Source organism: Lysinibacillus sp. LZ02 (assembly GCF_050613145.1).
In the GTDB taxonomy this organism is placed as follows: domain Bacteria; phylum Bacillota; class Bacilli; order Bacillales_A; family Planococcaceae; genus Lysinibacillus_B.
In genome coordinates this window covers 3,953,596-3,967,825 of sequence record NZ_CP192507.1, presented here as the reverse complement: position 1 = coordinate 3,967,825, position 14,230 = coordinate 3,953,596, and the positions used below count along the sequence as shown (strand labels likewise).

General features: G+C 38.6%; 14 protein-coding genes. 9 read left to right on the top strand and 5 right to left on the bottom strand.

Features of this window, described 5'->3' with window-relative positions; translation table 11 throughout:
* Nucleotides 1–132 precede the first annotated feature (132 nt).
* The gene (locus ACQQ2I_RS19100; RefSeq protein WP_431028341.1) at nucleotides 133–1,857 is read left to right on the top strand and encodes an ABC transporter ATP-binding protein; all 1,725 of its coding nucleotides are present in this window, start codon (nucleotides 133–135) and stop codon (nucleotides 1,855–1,857) included.
* A 26-nt stretch (nucleotides 1,858–1,883) separates the two neighbouring features.
* On the opposite strand, the gene ACQQ2I_RS19095 is transcribed toward ACQQ2I_RS19100, so the two are convergent.
* Both ACQQ2I_RS19095 and hpaB read right to left on the bottom strand, forming a co-directional pair.
* Nucleotides 1,884–3,452, bottom strand: a complete 1,569-nt coding sequence (locus ACQQ2I_RS19095; protein ID WP_431028340.1) for an alkaline phosphatase family protein — start codon at nucleotides 3,450–3,452, stop codon at nucleotides 1,884–1,886.
* 86 nt (nucleotides 3,453–3,538) lie between these two features.
* Nucleotides 3,539–4,987: a 4-hydroxyphenylacetate 3-monooxygenase, oxygenase component gene (gene hpaB, locus ACQQ2I_RS19090; protein ID WP_431028339.1), complete on the bottom strand. Its 1,449-nt coding sequence runs from the start codon at nucleotides 4,985–4,987 to the stop codon at nucleotides 3,539–3,541.
* 312 nt (nucleotides 4,988–5,299) lie between these two features.
* Between hpaB and ACQQ2I_RS19085 the strand changes: the two genes are divergently transcribed.
* The 5 genes from ACQQ2I_RS19085 to ACQQ2I_RS19065 all read left to right on the top strand — a co-directional run bounded on the left by ACQQ2I_RS19085 (nucleotide 5,300) and on the right by ACQQ2I_RS19065 (nucleotide 10,204).
* Entirely contained in the window at nucleotides 5,300–5,944 is a 645-nt protein-coding gene (locus ACQQ2I_RS19085; protein WP_431028337.1) for a TrkA C-terminal domain-containing protein, read from the top strand.
* A 220-nt stretch (nucleotides 5,945–6,164) separates the two neighbouring features.
* Nucleotides 6,165–6,962, top strand: coding sequence for a 4-hydroxy-tetrahydrodipicolinate reductase (locus ACQQ2I_RS19080; RefSeq protein ID WP_431028336.1), 798 nt, complete (start codon nucleotides 6,165–6,167; stop codon nucleotides 6,960–6,962).
* Between the two features lie 59 nt (nucleotides 6,963–7,021).
* Entirely contained in the window at nucleotides 7,022–8,020 is a 999-nt protein-coding gene (locus ACQQ2I_RS19075) for an ABC transporter substrate-binding protein (protein WP_431028335.1), read from the top strand.
* 73 nt (nucleotides 8,021–8,093) lie between these two features.
* A complete protein-coding gene (locus ACQQ2I_RS19070) occupies nucleotides 8,094–8,954 on the top strand; it encodes an ABC transporter permease (protein ID WP_431028334.1) in 861 nt (286 codons plus the stop codon).
* Entirely contained in the window at nucleotides 8,951–10,204 is a 1,254-nt protein-coding gene (locus ACQQ2I_RS19065; RefSeq protein WP_431028333.1) for a quaternary amine ABC transporter ATP-binding protein, read from the top strand. The genes ACQQ2I_RS19070 and ACQQ2I_RS19065 overlap by 4 nt, the downstream gene beginning before the upstream one ends.
* A gap of 86 nt (nucleotides 10,205–10,290) precedes the next feature.
* Here the strand turns inward: ACQQ2I_RS19065 and ACQQ2I_RS19060 are convergent, their stop codons facing one another.
* Nucleotides 10,291–10,452 (bottom strand): hypothetical protein, encoded by a 162-nt coding sequence (locus tag ACQQ2I_RS19060; protein ID WP_431028331.1) that lies wholly within the window; start codon nucleotides 10,450–10,452, stop codon nucleotides 10,291–10,293.
* Nucleotides 10,453–11,009: 557 nt separating this feature from the next.
* Between ACQQ2I_RS19060 and ACQQ2I_RS19055 the strand changes: the two genes are divergently transcribed.
* Nucleotides 11,010–11,333, top strand: coding sequence for a DUF5658 family protein (locus ACQQ2I_RS19055; RefSeq protein WP_431028330.1), 324 nt, complete (start codon nucleotides 11,010–11,012; stop codon nucleotides 11,331–11,333).
* Between the two features lie 50 nt (nucleotides 11,334–11,383).
* On the opposite strand, the gene ACQQ2I_RS19050 is transcribed toward ACQQ2I_RS19055, so the two are convergent.
* Nucleotides 11,384–11,734 carry a DUF378 domain-containing protein gene (locus tag ACQQ2I_RS19050; protein ID WP_431028328.1) on the bottom strand — a complete coding sequence of 117 codons (351 nt, stop codon included), beginning with the start codon at nucleotides 11,732–11,734 and terminating at the stop codon, nucleotides 11,384–11,386.
* Nucleotides 11,735–12,167: 433 nt separating this feature from the next.
* Between ACQQ2I_RS19050 and ACQQ2I_RS19045 the strand changes: the two genes are divergently transcribed.
* Both ACQQ2I_RS19045 and ACQQ2I_RS19040 read left to right on the top strand, forming a co-directional pair.
* On the top strand, nucleotides 12,168–12,473 hold the full coding sequence (locus ACQQ2I_RS19045) for an HAD hydrolase-like protein (protein WP_431028327.1): 306 nt from the start codon (nucleotides 12,168–12,170) through the stop codon (nucleotides 12,471–12,473).
* Between the two features lie 178 nt (nucleotides 12,474–12,651).
* Nucleotides 12,652–12,825 carry an HAD hydrolase-like protein gene (locus tag ACQQ2I_RS19040; protein WP_431028325.1) on the top strand — a complete coding sequence of 58 codons (174 nt, stop codon included), beginning with the start codon at nucleotides 12,652–12,654 and terminating at the stop codon, nucleotides 12,823–12,825.
* A gap of 174 nt (nucleotides 12,826–12,999) precedes the next feature.
* Here the strand turns inward: ACQQ2I_RS19040 and ACQQ2I_RS19035 are convergent, their stop codons facing one another.
* Nucleotides 13,000–14,127, bottom strand: coding sequence for a GerAB/ArcD/ProY family transporter (locus tag ACQQ2I_RS19035; protein ID WP_431028323.1), 1,128 nt, complete (start codon nucleotides 14,125–14,127; stop codon nucleotides 13,000–13,002).
* Between the last annotated feature and the right edge of the window lie 103 nt (nucleotides 14,128–14,230).

Genomic DNA, 14,230 nt, shown 5'->3' with positions numbered 1-14,230 from the left:
AGCTATATGGGGGTTTTTATGTGAAAATTGTAGTTGTTTTTATTGATTCTTACGTTACGTGAGCCTCTATAATGGGGGCACAAGGGAGAAGATAGAAGATTGAGTAACTTTAAATTGAGGGAGGTAGTATTGGTGCAGAAAAGTACATTTCAGCCAAATAAATTATGGCAACTAGTCAAGCAGGCAAATCCACCAAAAGGACTCATTGTTCTAGCCATCGTACTTGGCATTATTGAGACAGGGGTAGGATTAGCTGTCCCACTGTTAACAATGGATATGATCAATCGGTTTGCGGAAGGGGACATTTCCTTTCTAGCCCTTCTTTTCGTAGCGGTAGTGCTCATCGTGCAAGCAGCGATTTCAGGAATCGCATTTTACATGATGACAACAATTGGTGAGAAAATTGTTGCAGCCATTCGAGAGCGGGTTTGGGGGCATGTACTCCAGCTACGTATTGCGTATTTTGATGTACATGAATCTGGAGAAACGATGAGCCGTATCACGCAAGATACGAATGTAGTAAAAGAATTAATTACCCAACATATTATTACGTTTTTTACAGGGATATTGACGATTATTGGTTCAGTCGGGATTTTGCTATGGATTGATTGGAAAATGACATTGCTGATGCTCATTGCGGTGCCACTATCCATTGTTGTGATGCTCCCATTAGGGCAGAAGATGAATCAAATTGCAAAAGCTAATCAAGATGAGCTAGCAAGTTTTTCGGGGAACTTAGGTCGAGTGCTGACAAATATTCGCCTCGTAAAAGCGTATCAAGCAGAGCCGCTAGAAAAGGAAAAGGGTAAAGTACAAATTGCTAATTTATATCGCTTCGGTTTAAAGGAAGCGAAAGTGCTCGCTATTTTATCGCCAATTATGACGCTTGTCATGATGCTTGTGCTCATTTTGCTATTTGGCTATGGGGGCGCACAAGTGGCAACAGGCGCGATTTCTGCTGGTGCGCTCGTCGCGATTATGTTTTATTTAGTACAAATTATCGTACCGTTTACCCAAATGGCCACGTTTTTTACCTCCCTTCAAAAGGCGCTTGGTGCAACAGAAAGATTGCATGAATTGCTTGCTTATCCCGTAGAGCAAGGAGGAGTAGCTCACCTGGACACAAAGCAAGCTAATATTATGTTTGATGCTGTCGCTTTTCAATATGGAGATAAGCCTATTTTTAATCAGCTATCTCTGACTATTCCGGCTGGCAAAACAACGGCACTTGTCGGTGCAAGTGGTGGCGGAAAGACGACGCTGTTTTCATTAATAGAACGCTTTTATGAGCTAAAAGAGGGTGCCATTTACTACGGCACGCAATCGATTGAGCAACTCTGTTTAGATGATTGGCGTGGATTATTTGGTTATGTCTCGCAAGAAAGTCCCCTGATGAATGGTACGGTACGAGAAAATGTGCAGTACGGTACACCGAATGCAACGGAACAGGAAATTATTGAGGCGCTCCAAAAAGCACATGCATGGGATTTTGTGCAAACGTTAGAGGGTGGTTTAGACGCACAAGTTGGGGAAGGGGGCATCAAATTATCAGGTGGCCAACGCCAACGTATCGCGATTGCACGCGCCATTTTACGTAATCCACCGATTTTACTGCTTGATGAAGCAACATCCAACTTAGATAATGAATCCGAAAAATATGTGCAAGCAGCATTACAACAAGCGATGGAAGGACGCACAACGATTATTATTGCGCATCGTTTATCAACGATTACACATGCGGACCAAATTATCGTGCTAGAAAATGGACGTATTTCAGGTACAGGCACACATCAGGAGCTATTGCAAGAGCATGCCTACTATAAGAAGCTTGTTCGGCAATCTACGGAAGTAATCTAAAGAAAAGACAGTAGGTGACTCGTCATTTACGAGCCACCTACTAATTGAAGAATCCATTCTTTTAGATCCACCAGCCGGTTAAATGGCGGTTTTTCATCTGTTCCGGCAATGATCACCGGGACGACAGAATCCATTTTATGCAACGAACCGTGTGCACCACCGCCAGCATGGTCGTGGGTATGTTCTGTGATGAACTCAAAATACGGCTTGGCATCAACGATTAGAACATTCCCTTCCTGCGAATGAAGTGCTCCGTGGAGTCTTGCAAGCGCATCAGGATAATGATTGTATTGAATCGTGTTTTGTTCAGCCAGTGTAACATCTAAAATAGTGACATCCCCGTCAACTGTCCACGTTTGTTTGTACGGGTCTATATACGGTCCGTTTGGTGAAAATGTCAGTAGTTGCTCGCTTTGCGGACTGGCTACATAGTTTATTCCACCCTCTGTCCAAGCAATAAAATGAATTCTTTCCTCTTTCTTTAATGTGTCGACGACCTCTGCTTGTGGTATCGTGTCATCATTTACGTATATATAGGCCATTCGTTCATTAATGGCAATCGCCATTTGAGCATCTTTATTTTTGCGTTCCCAAAAGGAATAATTGTTTAGTACATCATTTAAATTGATTAGTGAGCTTTCCTTATCTTTCCCTATAAAGGATTGACCGCTATCACCAAGGACAATCCATGTCGCCTCTTCAATCGCCTCTTCCCACGATGCATACGTATCAAATAATTGTTGAAGTGATGCATCGGCTTTTTCAATCGCTTTTAAATCATTCGGCCCACTTTTGTGTATTTCTGCATCAGCATCAGGAAGATAGGCGAGTGTAAAGGATGGCAATTTATCTTGTTGAATGAGAAATTTCAACTCATTGATCGTAAAATCATTATTGAAGCCGAGGCGGTCCCACGCCAATTTATGGCGATCATTTTTCGGGTTATATTGAGATAATGCGCCAAGTGATAGTAATGTTGGTCCGTTCATTTCAAGGTCCTCTGGTAAAAGGTTAACGAGTGAAATGAGCTTTGGCACATTCATTTGATGCTGCACGTTTCCGCGAAATAACAGTCCATTAATAGAAGCAGATTGAAGCTGTCGGTTTGCTAATTCCTCGTGAATCGTTTGTACATCTTTACTTAAATGTTCTTGATTGTAGCGGATGACGCTATCAAGCGCCACATTTTTTAGCCCATTATGCCACATTTCACTAATACCGCTACCGTAACTAATCATTCGGTTTTCATCTTCCTTAAACCAAATAAGACCTGGAATTTTATGTTCGTTCGCATAAGTACCTGTTAGCAATGTACTATCAATGGTGACGGACATTGTCGGATAAGAACTAATGAAATCGGGATATAATTGTCCTTTATTCACTAAAAATGAGAAGGCAGGTGCTTTTCCATCTTGTATTGCTTTTTTTAGCGGTTCTGTCATGAGCGAGTCGACTGTCACGATAATCACGGGTTTTCTTGGAGATTGCGCGATATCGATGTTGATCTCTTTCGTAGGAGACATCGAAATCGATAATATAAGCCCAGCACAGATCAGGATAAGCAAAATACATATAGCAATTATTTTTCGTTTCATAATATCCACCTAACATTGAATGAATTTACATTAGTATGGTTGATGATGACTAAATACATGCCTCATGTTGATGTTGTGTAAACAAATTAATGCTTATCTAGATGTAAGAATTGGCTCACTCTTTTGACATATTCATTTTTCGGGTAGCTTTTGTATAAATGACCTGATAATCGGATGGGGTCGCCGAAGAAATAACGTTCATATTGGGTTTGTCTTGTGCCAAATGCGCTCATCGTTAAGTCCCACGCTAATCGGAATATTTTGACCCGATCCTCTGCTAACGTTTTCGTTCCTTGAAGATAGTGATCTAATGCAGGCTTAATAGGCGATTGGAATGCCTTTTCAGTTGGTAAAGCAATCAGGCCACTAGCACCTATGATTTGAAGAATTTCGCTGAAACGCGGGTAAATTTTAGGGAAAATATTAGTAGCGACTGTTAGTGGGGTAAGATCAGGGCGCATATAGCCCCATTCATCTAATGTAGCGTGCTGCTCTGATTTTTCTACGAGTGCCTTCATTGTTTCAAGCCCGATAATAATTTCCGCCATCTTTTCTTGTATATGTTGATATTCACCGATATTAATGGTGTCTACTAGAAGCTCCGCTAGCCCTAAAATAAACTCTGTTTTAACAATTTGCCGTGTCAACACTTGTTGATTGGCAAATTGGTTGAAAGAGCTATGGGAGATGAAATTTTGGGCTACGTCATTATTATGATAATAAAATACGCGATGCCAAGGCACGAGTACAGTATCAAAGACGACAAGACTATCCATTTCTTCGTACCGAGAGCTCAATGGATAGTTAAAGGACGATGCCCCACCCATAAATGTATCCCGGCAAATAAACTTTAACCCTTTTGTATTAGATGGGATGGAAAAAGCAAACATCTCATCTTCATCAAAGAAAAACTTAGCGGCACTAAAAACTAATATTTCATCAGTTAAACCGCCTTGAGTCGCTAGTAGAAGTGCGCCTTTTATAATGATTCCTTCTTCATTTTTTTCGATAATTTTTGCAGCGATTGGTTCGTTACTATCTTCCATGTAATATTGCGAACGGTTGACCTGTGGTGAAATAAAAGTATGTGTAAACGAGAGGTCTTTTTCTCTTGCATATTCATAAAAGGCTTGGAGATGCTGTGGAAAACAGTTTTCTTTTCCGTTTAAAAAGTCGGCAGATGAAGCAAAGCTCATTAAAACACTATTCAAATAGTCAGGACTTCTGCCCATCATCCCATTCGTATATCTTGCCCAATGTTCCATCATTTTGCGCCTTTTTACTAAGTCTTCTTTTGTTTTCGGCTGTAAATATGAAAGGCCGATATGTTCTCCTGAGGTAGGTGATGTAAACGTCATATCATCTTTTAGGTTCGGGTCATGCTGTAAATCATAAAGCGCGGCCTTTGTTTGAAGAATCCCTTTAAAAGCAGGATGCTCCGATATTTTTCCCTCTACCTTTTCACCATTAAACCAAATTTCATTATTTAGTTGATTGATGCGGTGAATAAACGTTTTTCCGTTTATAGCGCCCATCGTTAACCCTCCTTATATAAGACCCATGTACTTTAGTTTATTGTACAGAAGAAATTTTTGTACTTGGGCAGTAAGAAAATTTTGTTTATATAACAAATAGCGATACTTATAGCTTTTTTATAATGCGGTAACAATAGCTACTAATAGTCTTGTAAAAGCCAGTGACCTTAGCATTTCTACCAATTATCTTGAGCGTCCATATCTCTATAAATAGGGGGAATTTACGTCAACTATCAATTCAATCTTGAGAATCCTGCGCTTAAGCGTTATGGTAGTAGGAAGATACATTATATCCTGAAGGGATTTGCAATTATGGAACCGAAATCAATTCAAATTAAACAACCTAGATATCAAATTATTGCAGAAGATATTGCGACAAAAATTGTGGAGAAAAAGTATATTATCGGGGATAAAATTTATGCACGATCTTCACTGGCTTCGCAGTATGGAGTATCAGCTGAAACCGCTCGTCGGGCCATTGCTGTGTTGCAAGATTTGAACATTGTCGAAGCAACAAAAGGAAGTGGTGTGATCATTACTTCATATGAAAACGCAGCGAACTTTGTTCATCGCATTGAAGGGATTAAGTCGGTACGAGAATTACAAAAAGAGCTGAGCCTGAGCATTGAAAAACAATTTGCGGAGTTGAATAATCTACAAGAAACAGCGAAAGAGCTTATTAATCGTACGAATCGATTTCAATCGATTAATCCTTTTGTTCCGTTTCAATTAGAGATTAGTGAGTCTTGCCCGTATTTATCTAAAAGCATCAGTGAAATTAATTTTTGGCAAAATACAAGAGCTACCATCGTCGGCATACGGAAAAAGAATGAGTTACTTCTTTCACCTGGTCCATACGCTACACTCGAAGTCGGGGATATTTTATATTTTATCGGTGATGAGATTTGTCTTTCCAATGCAGAACAATTTTTACAAGTAAGTAAAACGCTTAAATAGCAAGGGATTACCCCTGTTATTTAAGCTTTTTTTATGGATAAAAGCGTCATAAAATGGAAATATTTATTTGACAAAAGTAACAACTTTGTAATAAGTTTAAGTAGTCACTTAAACAAGCAACTTATGTTTTGTAACAAGTTGTTACTTTGAGTTTGTGGACGGTAAGCAGAAAATTATGATTTAGGGGAGCGTAACAATAACATAAAGGGGATGTGGTGATATGAAAATTTCCATTGGATTATTTGGTTTTGGGCGTACAGGAGCTGTTGTCGCCAATGAGATTATTAATGACGCCGATTGTGAATTGAAGTGGGTCATGAAGAAATCTATTGAGCATACCGGTGAATTTGCCAGCCATTTACTAGGGCATGTGCATGCGGAAGGGAGGATTTTTTCATTCCAGGAAATCGATTTCCATCGCTTTTATGAGGAAAATCCAGTGGATGTCATTATTGATTTTTCTAGCTCTTGTGCGGTGAAGGAATATCAACATGCAGTGAAGTATGGTAGTCGTATTGTTTCTGCGATTTCTAATTATGCGCCAGAGGATATTGAGGATTTAAAGGCATTAAGTCAGCAGACGGCCATTCTTTATTCTCCTAATATTACACTAGGTATTAATTTTTTAATGGAAGCTTCGAAGTTACTACAAGAAATTGTGCCAGATTCAGATATTGAAATTATCGAAGAACATTTCAAAGACAAAAAAGATGTTTCAGGGACGGCCATAAGAATTGCAAAAGCATTAGGGCTAGATGAGGAGCAACACGTAAACTCGATTCGCATTGGCAGTGTTGTAGGGAGACACGAGATTGTTTTTGGTTTGCCGAATCAAACGATCCGAATTGTTCATGAAACACATGACAGAGCTGCTTTTGGGCAAGGCGCCATTTATGCAGCTAAGTGGGTTATGAATCAGGGAAAAGGGAGCTATACGATGGAGCAAGCACTAGCACAAATTATGGCAAAAAGTCCTGTAGGAAGCTATGAACAGGAAAATCAAATTATTCTCAACTAACGGTGCTTACATTTCCAGCATGTATTGAGAGAAAAACACAAAACCAAAAGGGGTAAAAAATGATGAAAAGGATAAAGTTTTTATTGCTACTAGTGACACTTTTAGTACTAGCCGCCTGTAGTGATGAAGAAAGCGCAGAAAGCATTGAAGTCATTAAGTTTGCGGATGCGGGATGGGATAGTATTCGCGTTCACAATAGCATTGCTCAGCTCATTATTGAAGAAGGGTATGGCTATGAAACAGAAGTGGTTAGCGGGACAACAGCTACTACGATGCAAGCACTTGAGCAAGGGGATCTTCATGTCTATATGGAAGTATGGACGGATAACGTGAAAGAAGTGTATGAAAAAGCAGTCGAAAGTGGAGAGATTGTCAAGCTATCCACTAACTTTGCAGATAATGCACAAGGATTATATGTTCCAACTTACGTAATAAAAGGAGATGCGGAAAGAGGGATTGAAGCAGTTGCACCAGATTTAAAAACTGTTCAAGACTTAGCGAAGTATCCCGAACTATTCCAAGATCCTGAAGATGGTAGCAAAGGGAGAATCGTCGGTGCACCGTCAAGCTGGGCAGTCAGTGAACACTTGGAGACGAAACTTGTAACATATGACCTTGATCAACAGTATAACTATTTAGCACCAGGCTCGGATGCAGCGATTGTAGCCGATTTAGCTGGCGCATACACAAAGGGGAAGCCATGGGTTGGTTACTATTGGTCACCAACATGGGTCACAGCTAGCTATGATTTAACATTACTTGAAGACCATCCGTATGACGAGGAAGTTTGGGAAAGTTCAAAGGGGACTGAATTTCCACCGAATGATGTTGTGGTGGCCGTATATAAAGACTTACCAACACAAGCAAAAGATGTTGTCGATTTCCTAAGTCACTATGAAACAAGTAATGAATTAACAGAACAGGCATTAGAATATATGGGTGAAAATGAAGTGGAACCAGAGGATGCTGCACAATGGTGGATGAAAGAACATGAAGAAATCTGGACAACTTGGGTGTCAGAAGAAGTAGCTGAAAAAGTAAAAGCAACGTTGAAATAATGAATCAGAACGTATGGGTTTGATTGAAATTGTGAGGTGAAAGGGCTGTCTCAGTGAAGGCGGCCCAAATGATATGCATGAATTTCCAGATTTTCGAATCCCTATTGGGGATGGGGTAGAAACATTTATTGATTTTTTAGCAGTCAATTTAGAATCGTTTTTTGATTTTATCTTTCTTATTGCTTCTAGTCTCATTAAAGGGCTCGAAGTAGGTCTCCTAGCCATTCCTTGGTGGTTATTCATTATTATTGTCTTTTTGCTAGGTTGGTATTTTACGAATCTCTACGGAGGTCTTCTATTTTCTGCTTTTATGTTTCTGATTGGTAGCTTTGATTTATGGTCAGAGACGATGACTACTATTTCCATTGTGTTAATCTCCGTTCTATTATCTCTTGCGATAGGTATTCCTCTAGGTGTCTGGATGGCATTTAGTAAAACGATGTCTGTTACGATGCGACCGCTATTGGATGCCATGCAAACAATGCCAAGCTTTGTGTATTTAATTCCGGTGATCTTTTTCTTCCCATTAGGAAATGTACCTGCTGTGATTGCTACAATTGTCTATGCATTACCACCTGTTATGCGGTTGACGGAGCTAGGCATTCGGAATGTAGAGAAAGAGGTCATTGAATCAGCTCAATCATTTGGTTCCTCGCCGGGTCAAATGTTACTAAAGGTACAACTACCACAAGCATTACCGACCATTATGGCGGGTGTGAACCAAACGATGATGATGGCTTTAGCAATGGCAGTCGTTGGTTCTATGGTAGGGGCGAAAGGTTTAGGAGAGCGTGTTCTTTATGCGATTAATCGTATTGATATTTCGCTCGGTTTTGAAGCGGGTATTAGTATTGTATTTTTAGCGATTATTATGGATCGCCTCACGGGTGGTATTGCTAACCGTCTTCAGAAGCATAGGAGGGGTGCGGCATGACAGTCAAAATAAAAATTGAAAAAGTCTTGAAAATATTTGGCCCAAAACCTAAAAAAGTAATCTCGATGATTGAGAAGGGCGTTTCGAAAGAAGAAATTCTCGCAAAAACAGGTCATACAGTAGGGGTATACAATGCTTGTATGGACATTAGGGAAGGCGAAACCTTTGTGATTATGGGGCTGTCTGGGAGTGGGAAGTCGACATTAATTCGCTGTTTAAATTTATTAAATCGACCAACGTCTGGCGCTATTTATATCGATGGTGAGAACATTGTAGAGTACAATAAAGCGCAGCTAAAAACATATCGCCAAAAGAAGATTGCCATGGTGTTTCAACATTTTGGTTTGTTTAGTCATCGAACGGTGCTTGAAAATGTGGAATATGGACTTGAAATACGTGGTACATCGAAAGAGGAACGACGTGAGATTGCTCAAAAACAATTAGAAATTGTAGGTCTTAAAGGGTATGAGCATCAGTTTCCAGACGAACTTTCAGGTGGGATGCGCCAGCGTGTCGGGATTGCAAGAGCGCTTGCGAATAATCCTGATATTTTGTTAATGGATGAACCGTTCAGTGCACTGGATCCGCTTATTAAGCGCGAGATGCAACTAGAGTTACTCGATTTACAAAATCGGCTACAGAAAACGATCATCTTTATTACACATGATGTCAATGAAGCATTTCGACTAGGTGATCGTGTCGCGGTCATGAAAGACGGTCAAGTAGAACAAATTGGTACGCCAGAAGAGATTTTAGATCAACCTGCTAACGACTATATTTCAGAATTTATCCGTGATATTGACCGCTCGCAAATATTACAAGCCGAGCATATTATGTCGAAGCCTTTTGGGTTAGTGTCATTAAAAGATGGTTTACATGTAGCTGTTCGAGTGATGCAGGAAAGTGGGATTTCCAGTGCGTTTGTCACAAACAAGAAGAGACAGCTGCAAGGCATGATTACGATCGATCAGGCAATTCAAGGTATTAAAGAGCATCGCGCATTACATGAAATAGTAGTGACGGATGTCAAAACAGTTCCTCCTGATGAATATGTAAAAGATATTATACCGTATGTCCTGGAGTCCAAATATCCGTTAGTTGTCACAAATGAGGAGCAGGTAATTCAAGGCATTATATTACGTGTGCATGTATTAGCGAGTTTAATTAATGATTATACAGAGGAAACGGAACCACTTCCTTTAACGAGAGTAGAAGAGGATCTTATTGAAACAAGGGTAGCCATTAATTAATATACAAAAAGCAAGTGGATTGGTCACGCCACTTGCTTTTTATTATTGAAAAATTGATATGGTCGGTAGTTCATGAGACGGTTAGGCTAATACGTATTGCGACGAATAGGACAGAATGTTTCGTGTAACCGCATTGTTTGTTGCTGAACAGGGTGAATGTCGACTAGCGGTGAAGATGTTTTCCTTTTGGGCTTTGACCAAATTGTACAAATATGCATCCATATTGTTTTTGGTAAAGTAGCTAACACCTTACCTCACTCCTTTTGTTTATTTTTATTAAACTTATTATATGCTGTTAATTAAATTTTAGCAACTTAATAGTAAAATTAAATTAAACAAAATGAATGTTTTTATTTCCCTTTTTCTATTTTTATTTTAAATTAGTTAAAAAGTGTAACGACATGTATTCAAGAATAAATAATGACCATTTATTACATAATAAAAATAATCAGATTAAGTAAGTAATCATTTGAACATGGCTAGTAGCCTTTATACTCCAATTGAGTTTCTCAGTATTAAAACTTAAGGACAATATCAGATGTGTTGATTATACAAATATCGGTAGGTAATTAGCGTGATTTTTTAGTGAAACGGTTGATAAAAGGCACTTGCTTGTTGATTGGAGGGGAGGCGACTCGACTCCTGCAGGAAAAGCACGAGCTGAAAATCCATTTCTTTCGGTACTTACCGAAAGAAATTAGTTGAAGCCGTGCCTGCGGAAAGCGAGTCAGCCGTAGCGGAAATCAACGTATTCTAATGCTCTATTTAACAATAAAAGGTAAATAAACACGCGTAGGACAATATAATGAAAAATAAAGTGAAATTGATATATGTCAGTTGGTTAGTGGCGATGTTGAATATAGTTGACGGATTTGCTACGCATTATGGTTTAGTAAATGGTGTAATTGAAGAGTTAAATCCGATAATGGACTTTATTTGGTTAAAAAGTCCGCTATTATTTTTAAGTATAAAAACCGTTTTATCGCTTGTCCTGATAGCTATTTCTAATGTAGTGTACAAAACAAGTCATGTGGCGTTTCAAAAGAGTTATTTGGCTTTACTAATGGTCTTGTTTTTGTTGTATGTAGGTGTATTGGTCCTTCATATAACGTGGTTCGTATTCGTATAATTATAAAAATTGACGAACCTTAAAAAGGTCCGCCAATATGAATCATAATGTTACTGATTAGAGTTTGAATTCTTCTTCTTTTTGTTGTTCGCATTAGGCTTGTTTGAATTAGAGAAGTCTTCCTCTTTCCCAAATTCTGTTTGGTAGCTCGGGTTTCGATATGTTGGTCGACTAGTACTTGCATTCGAAGTTGAAGCTTCCTCCTCGACTAAAGGCTTGCTTAAAAGTGGTATACAGATAAGTCCACTAACCCCAACAATTGTATAGATTAGTCTAGAAATGATTGAATTTGGACCACCAAATATTGTAGCGACTAAATCCAGTTGGAAAAGACCAATAAGCCCCCAGTTAACTGCACCAACAATCGCAATGACTAAAGCAATTCTGTAGAGTGAGCCCATTATTCATACCTCCTTTGCTTTATTTTAAAGGTGCTTTGACCTCTTCATTAAATTACCCATTTTTGCGTAAATCATTGTTAGTAACATCTTCATGTTTTACATATAAAACGGAATGTTTTTTCTCTTTATGTTTGGGAAGTAATTCGAATGGATGGAAATGAGGTGTTGACTTAAACGTGGCATTAGTGTTGGTTATATATGTTACAATAAAATGAAATATTATCTTATTTTGTAATAATTACTGGAGTCGTGGTTGAAATCTAAAGGATGTGCACAGAGCGAAGAGCGGACGGACATCGAGCCACTTGAAGGTTAATTACGAAGGCTTTATCGAATGGATTTAATAACGTAGCTCCATGTAATAGTGTTAGGCAGTGTAACAGGTGTAATAATGGCACGAGAAGTTATGATAGAAAAAAGGTAGGTCTGTAGAATGGAAAGGGAATATAAAGTTATCTTGTTTGATTTAGACGGAACGATTTCGGATCCAAAAATAGGCGTTACGAAATCTGTCCAATATGCATTACAGAAAATGAATATTGAAGAGCTTGATTTAAACAAGTTGGAGCTTTTTATTGGTCCGCCATTGCAAGTGTCCTTTGAGGAGTTTTACGGTTTTCATCAAGAACAAATAGCACAAGCGATTACATATTACCGAGAGCGTTTCACAGAGAAGGGGATGTTCGAAAATATAGTATATACCGGTATAGCGGATTTATCCCGCATTAACGGGCATTAAGACTCCCACCTCAAGGCTTAAGGAAAATCGGGAAGCATAGGTGGGAGATCAACTGCCCGTAAAAGCCCGATTGGTTCAGGGCAACAGGACGTTGGTCACGCAGGCGTTGCCACACGACGTGGCGTTCTTAGCTTGCGTTCCTCTCTCAATCAGTGGGGGATGAGGAAAACCCCACTGATTGAAGTTTCACTTTATTATGATTGGCGATCGGAAGTATGATTTAATTGGCGCGGCTGAAAACGCGATGGATTCTATTGGTGTAACATATGGATATGGCTCTTTTGAAGAATTACAGGCAGCGAATGCTACTTATATTGTGCAAAAGGTAGAGGACTTACAATCTTTTTTCTAGTGCGAGATATTCTATAATAAGTTGAATTTATTTATTACAGAAGTGAGTAAAGAGCCCTTTTGATGAATGCCAAGGGAATAGGTGATTTACTCATACAAAAAACATCTCCAATTTTGACGTACTACATTTTGGAGGTGTTTTTATATGGCCCTATATTGAGTGGTCGAGCTCCTGTCATTTAGGTGAGGAGGGTTCATGGCTGTTAGCGTCGGGGTTTTTCATTTTGCGTATTTTTGCAACAGCCAGCAATAGTAAAGGTATAAAAATAGCGAATATCGAGATGTATAATGGCCAAGTTTCTTTATTATATTGATTTGAATGAACAATAGTTGGATGAATAATTTGAGAAAGTCCGATAGAAATCATCCCGAGCGGTAAAATGAGTGGGCGGTGATCTTTGATTTTTAGTATTTCCCCTAACCCTTTTACAGATGCATAAAAATACATAAATGCTCTTACAAAAATGGTGATTGCCCACATAAATGCCATGATAATTTCGATGCGTTGTAAAAAATTACCTACTGAAATTTTTTGTGCTAATGCATAGCTAGGGAAAGTCCGAAGCGATGTATTGTTTGGACCTAAAATCAAAATGCATAGCGCTATAATAATCGTTAATATGATACCGCCAGCGATCGTACCGATATAAAATCCTTTTTGAGCAGACTCTTGCACATTGACAGCAGACGGAAAAATCATTAGTAGCACAACTACTGGGAATGAAAACAAACCCATAAAATAAAAAATATCATATAGAAGTGGCTTAGGTGAAACCTCAAGCACGGGTTGAATATTATGAATGTCGATTTGCGGTGAAATAAACAGAATAAAAGTAATAAATATTATAATAAAAAAGGGGAATAGTATTTCAAGTGAACGTGCAAACACTTCTATTCCTAAATAAGCAGCGAAAAAAATAATGATGCTAAAAAGAGTAGCAAACGCAGCGCTTGGTGTCTCAATCATAACTTCAGTTTGTAAAAAAATACCTATAAAATAAAATAATTCACCAGATGAGAGTAAGGTCAATATAATGAAACCTATGGAAACGAACTTCCCTATAAATTTTCCTAGTATTTTTTCATTCATTTCTACAAAGGATGCGTTAGGCATTTTCTTTCCTAAAAGTATAAATAATTTGATCAATAACAAACTCAATATCGTACCTAGTAGGGCTACTATCCATGCATCTTGTTGTACATCTAGTGCTATGCTTGCAGGGATAATTAATATACTTGTACCAACAGTATAGAAAAGGACCATGATTGTAAATTGACGTGAACTAATCACTTGTTTTTCCATAATTTTACCCCTTTAATTTTTTCATGTAACATTATTAACTAATGATTCGCATTAAAACAGGCTCATTTGAAATCATGAGTTTAAAGCCTGTATAGCGAAGTGC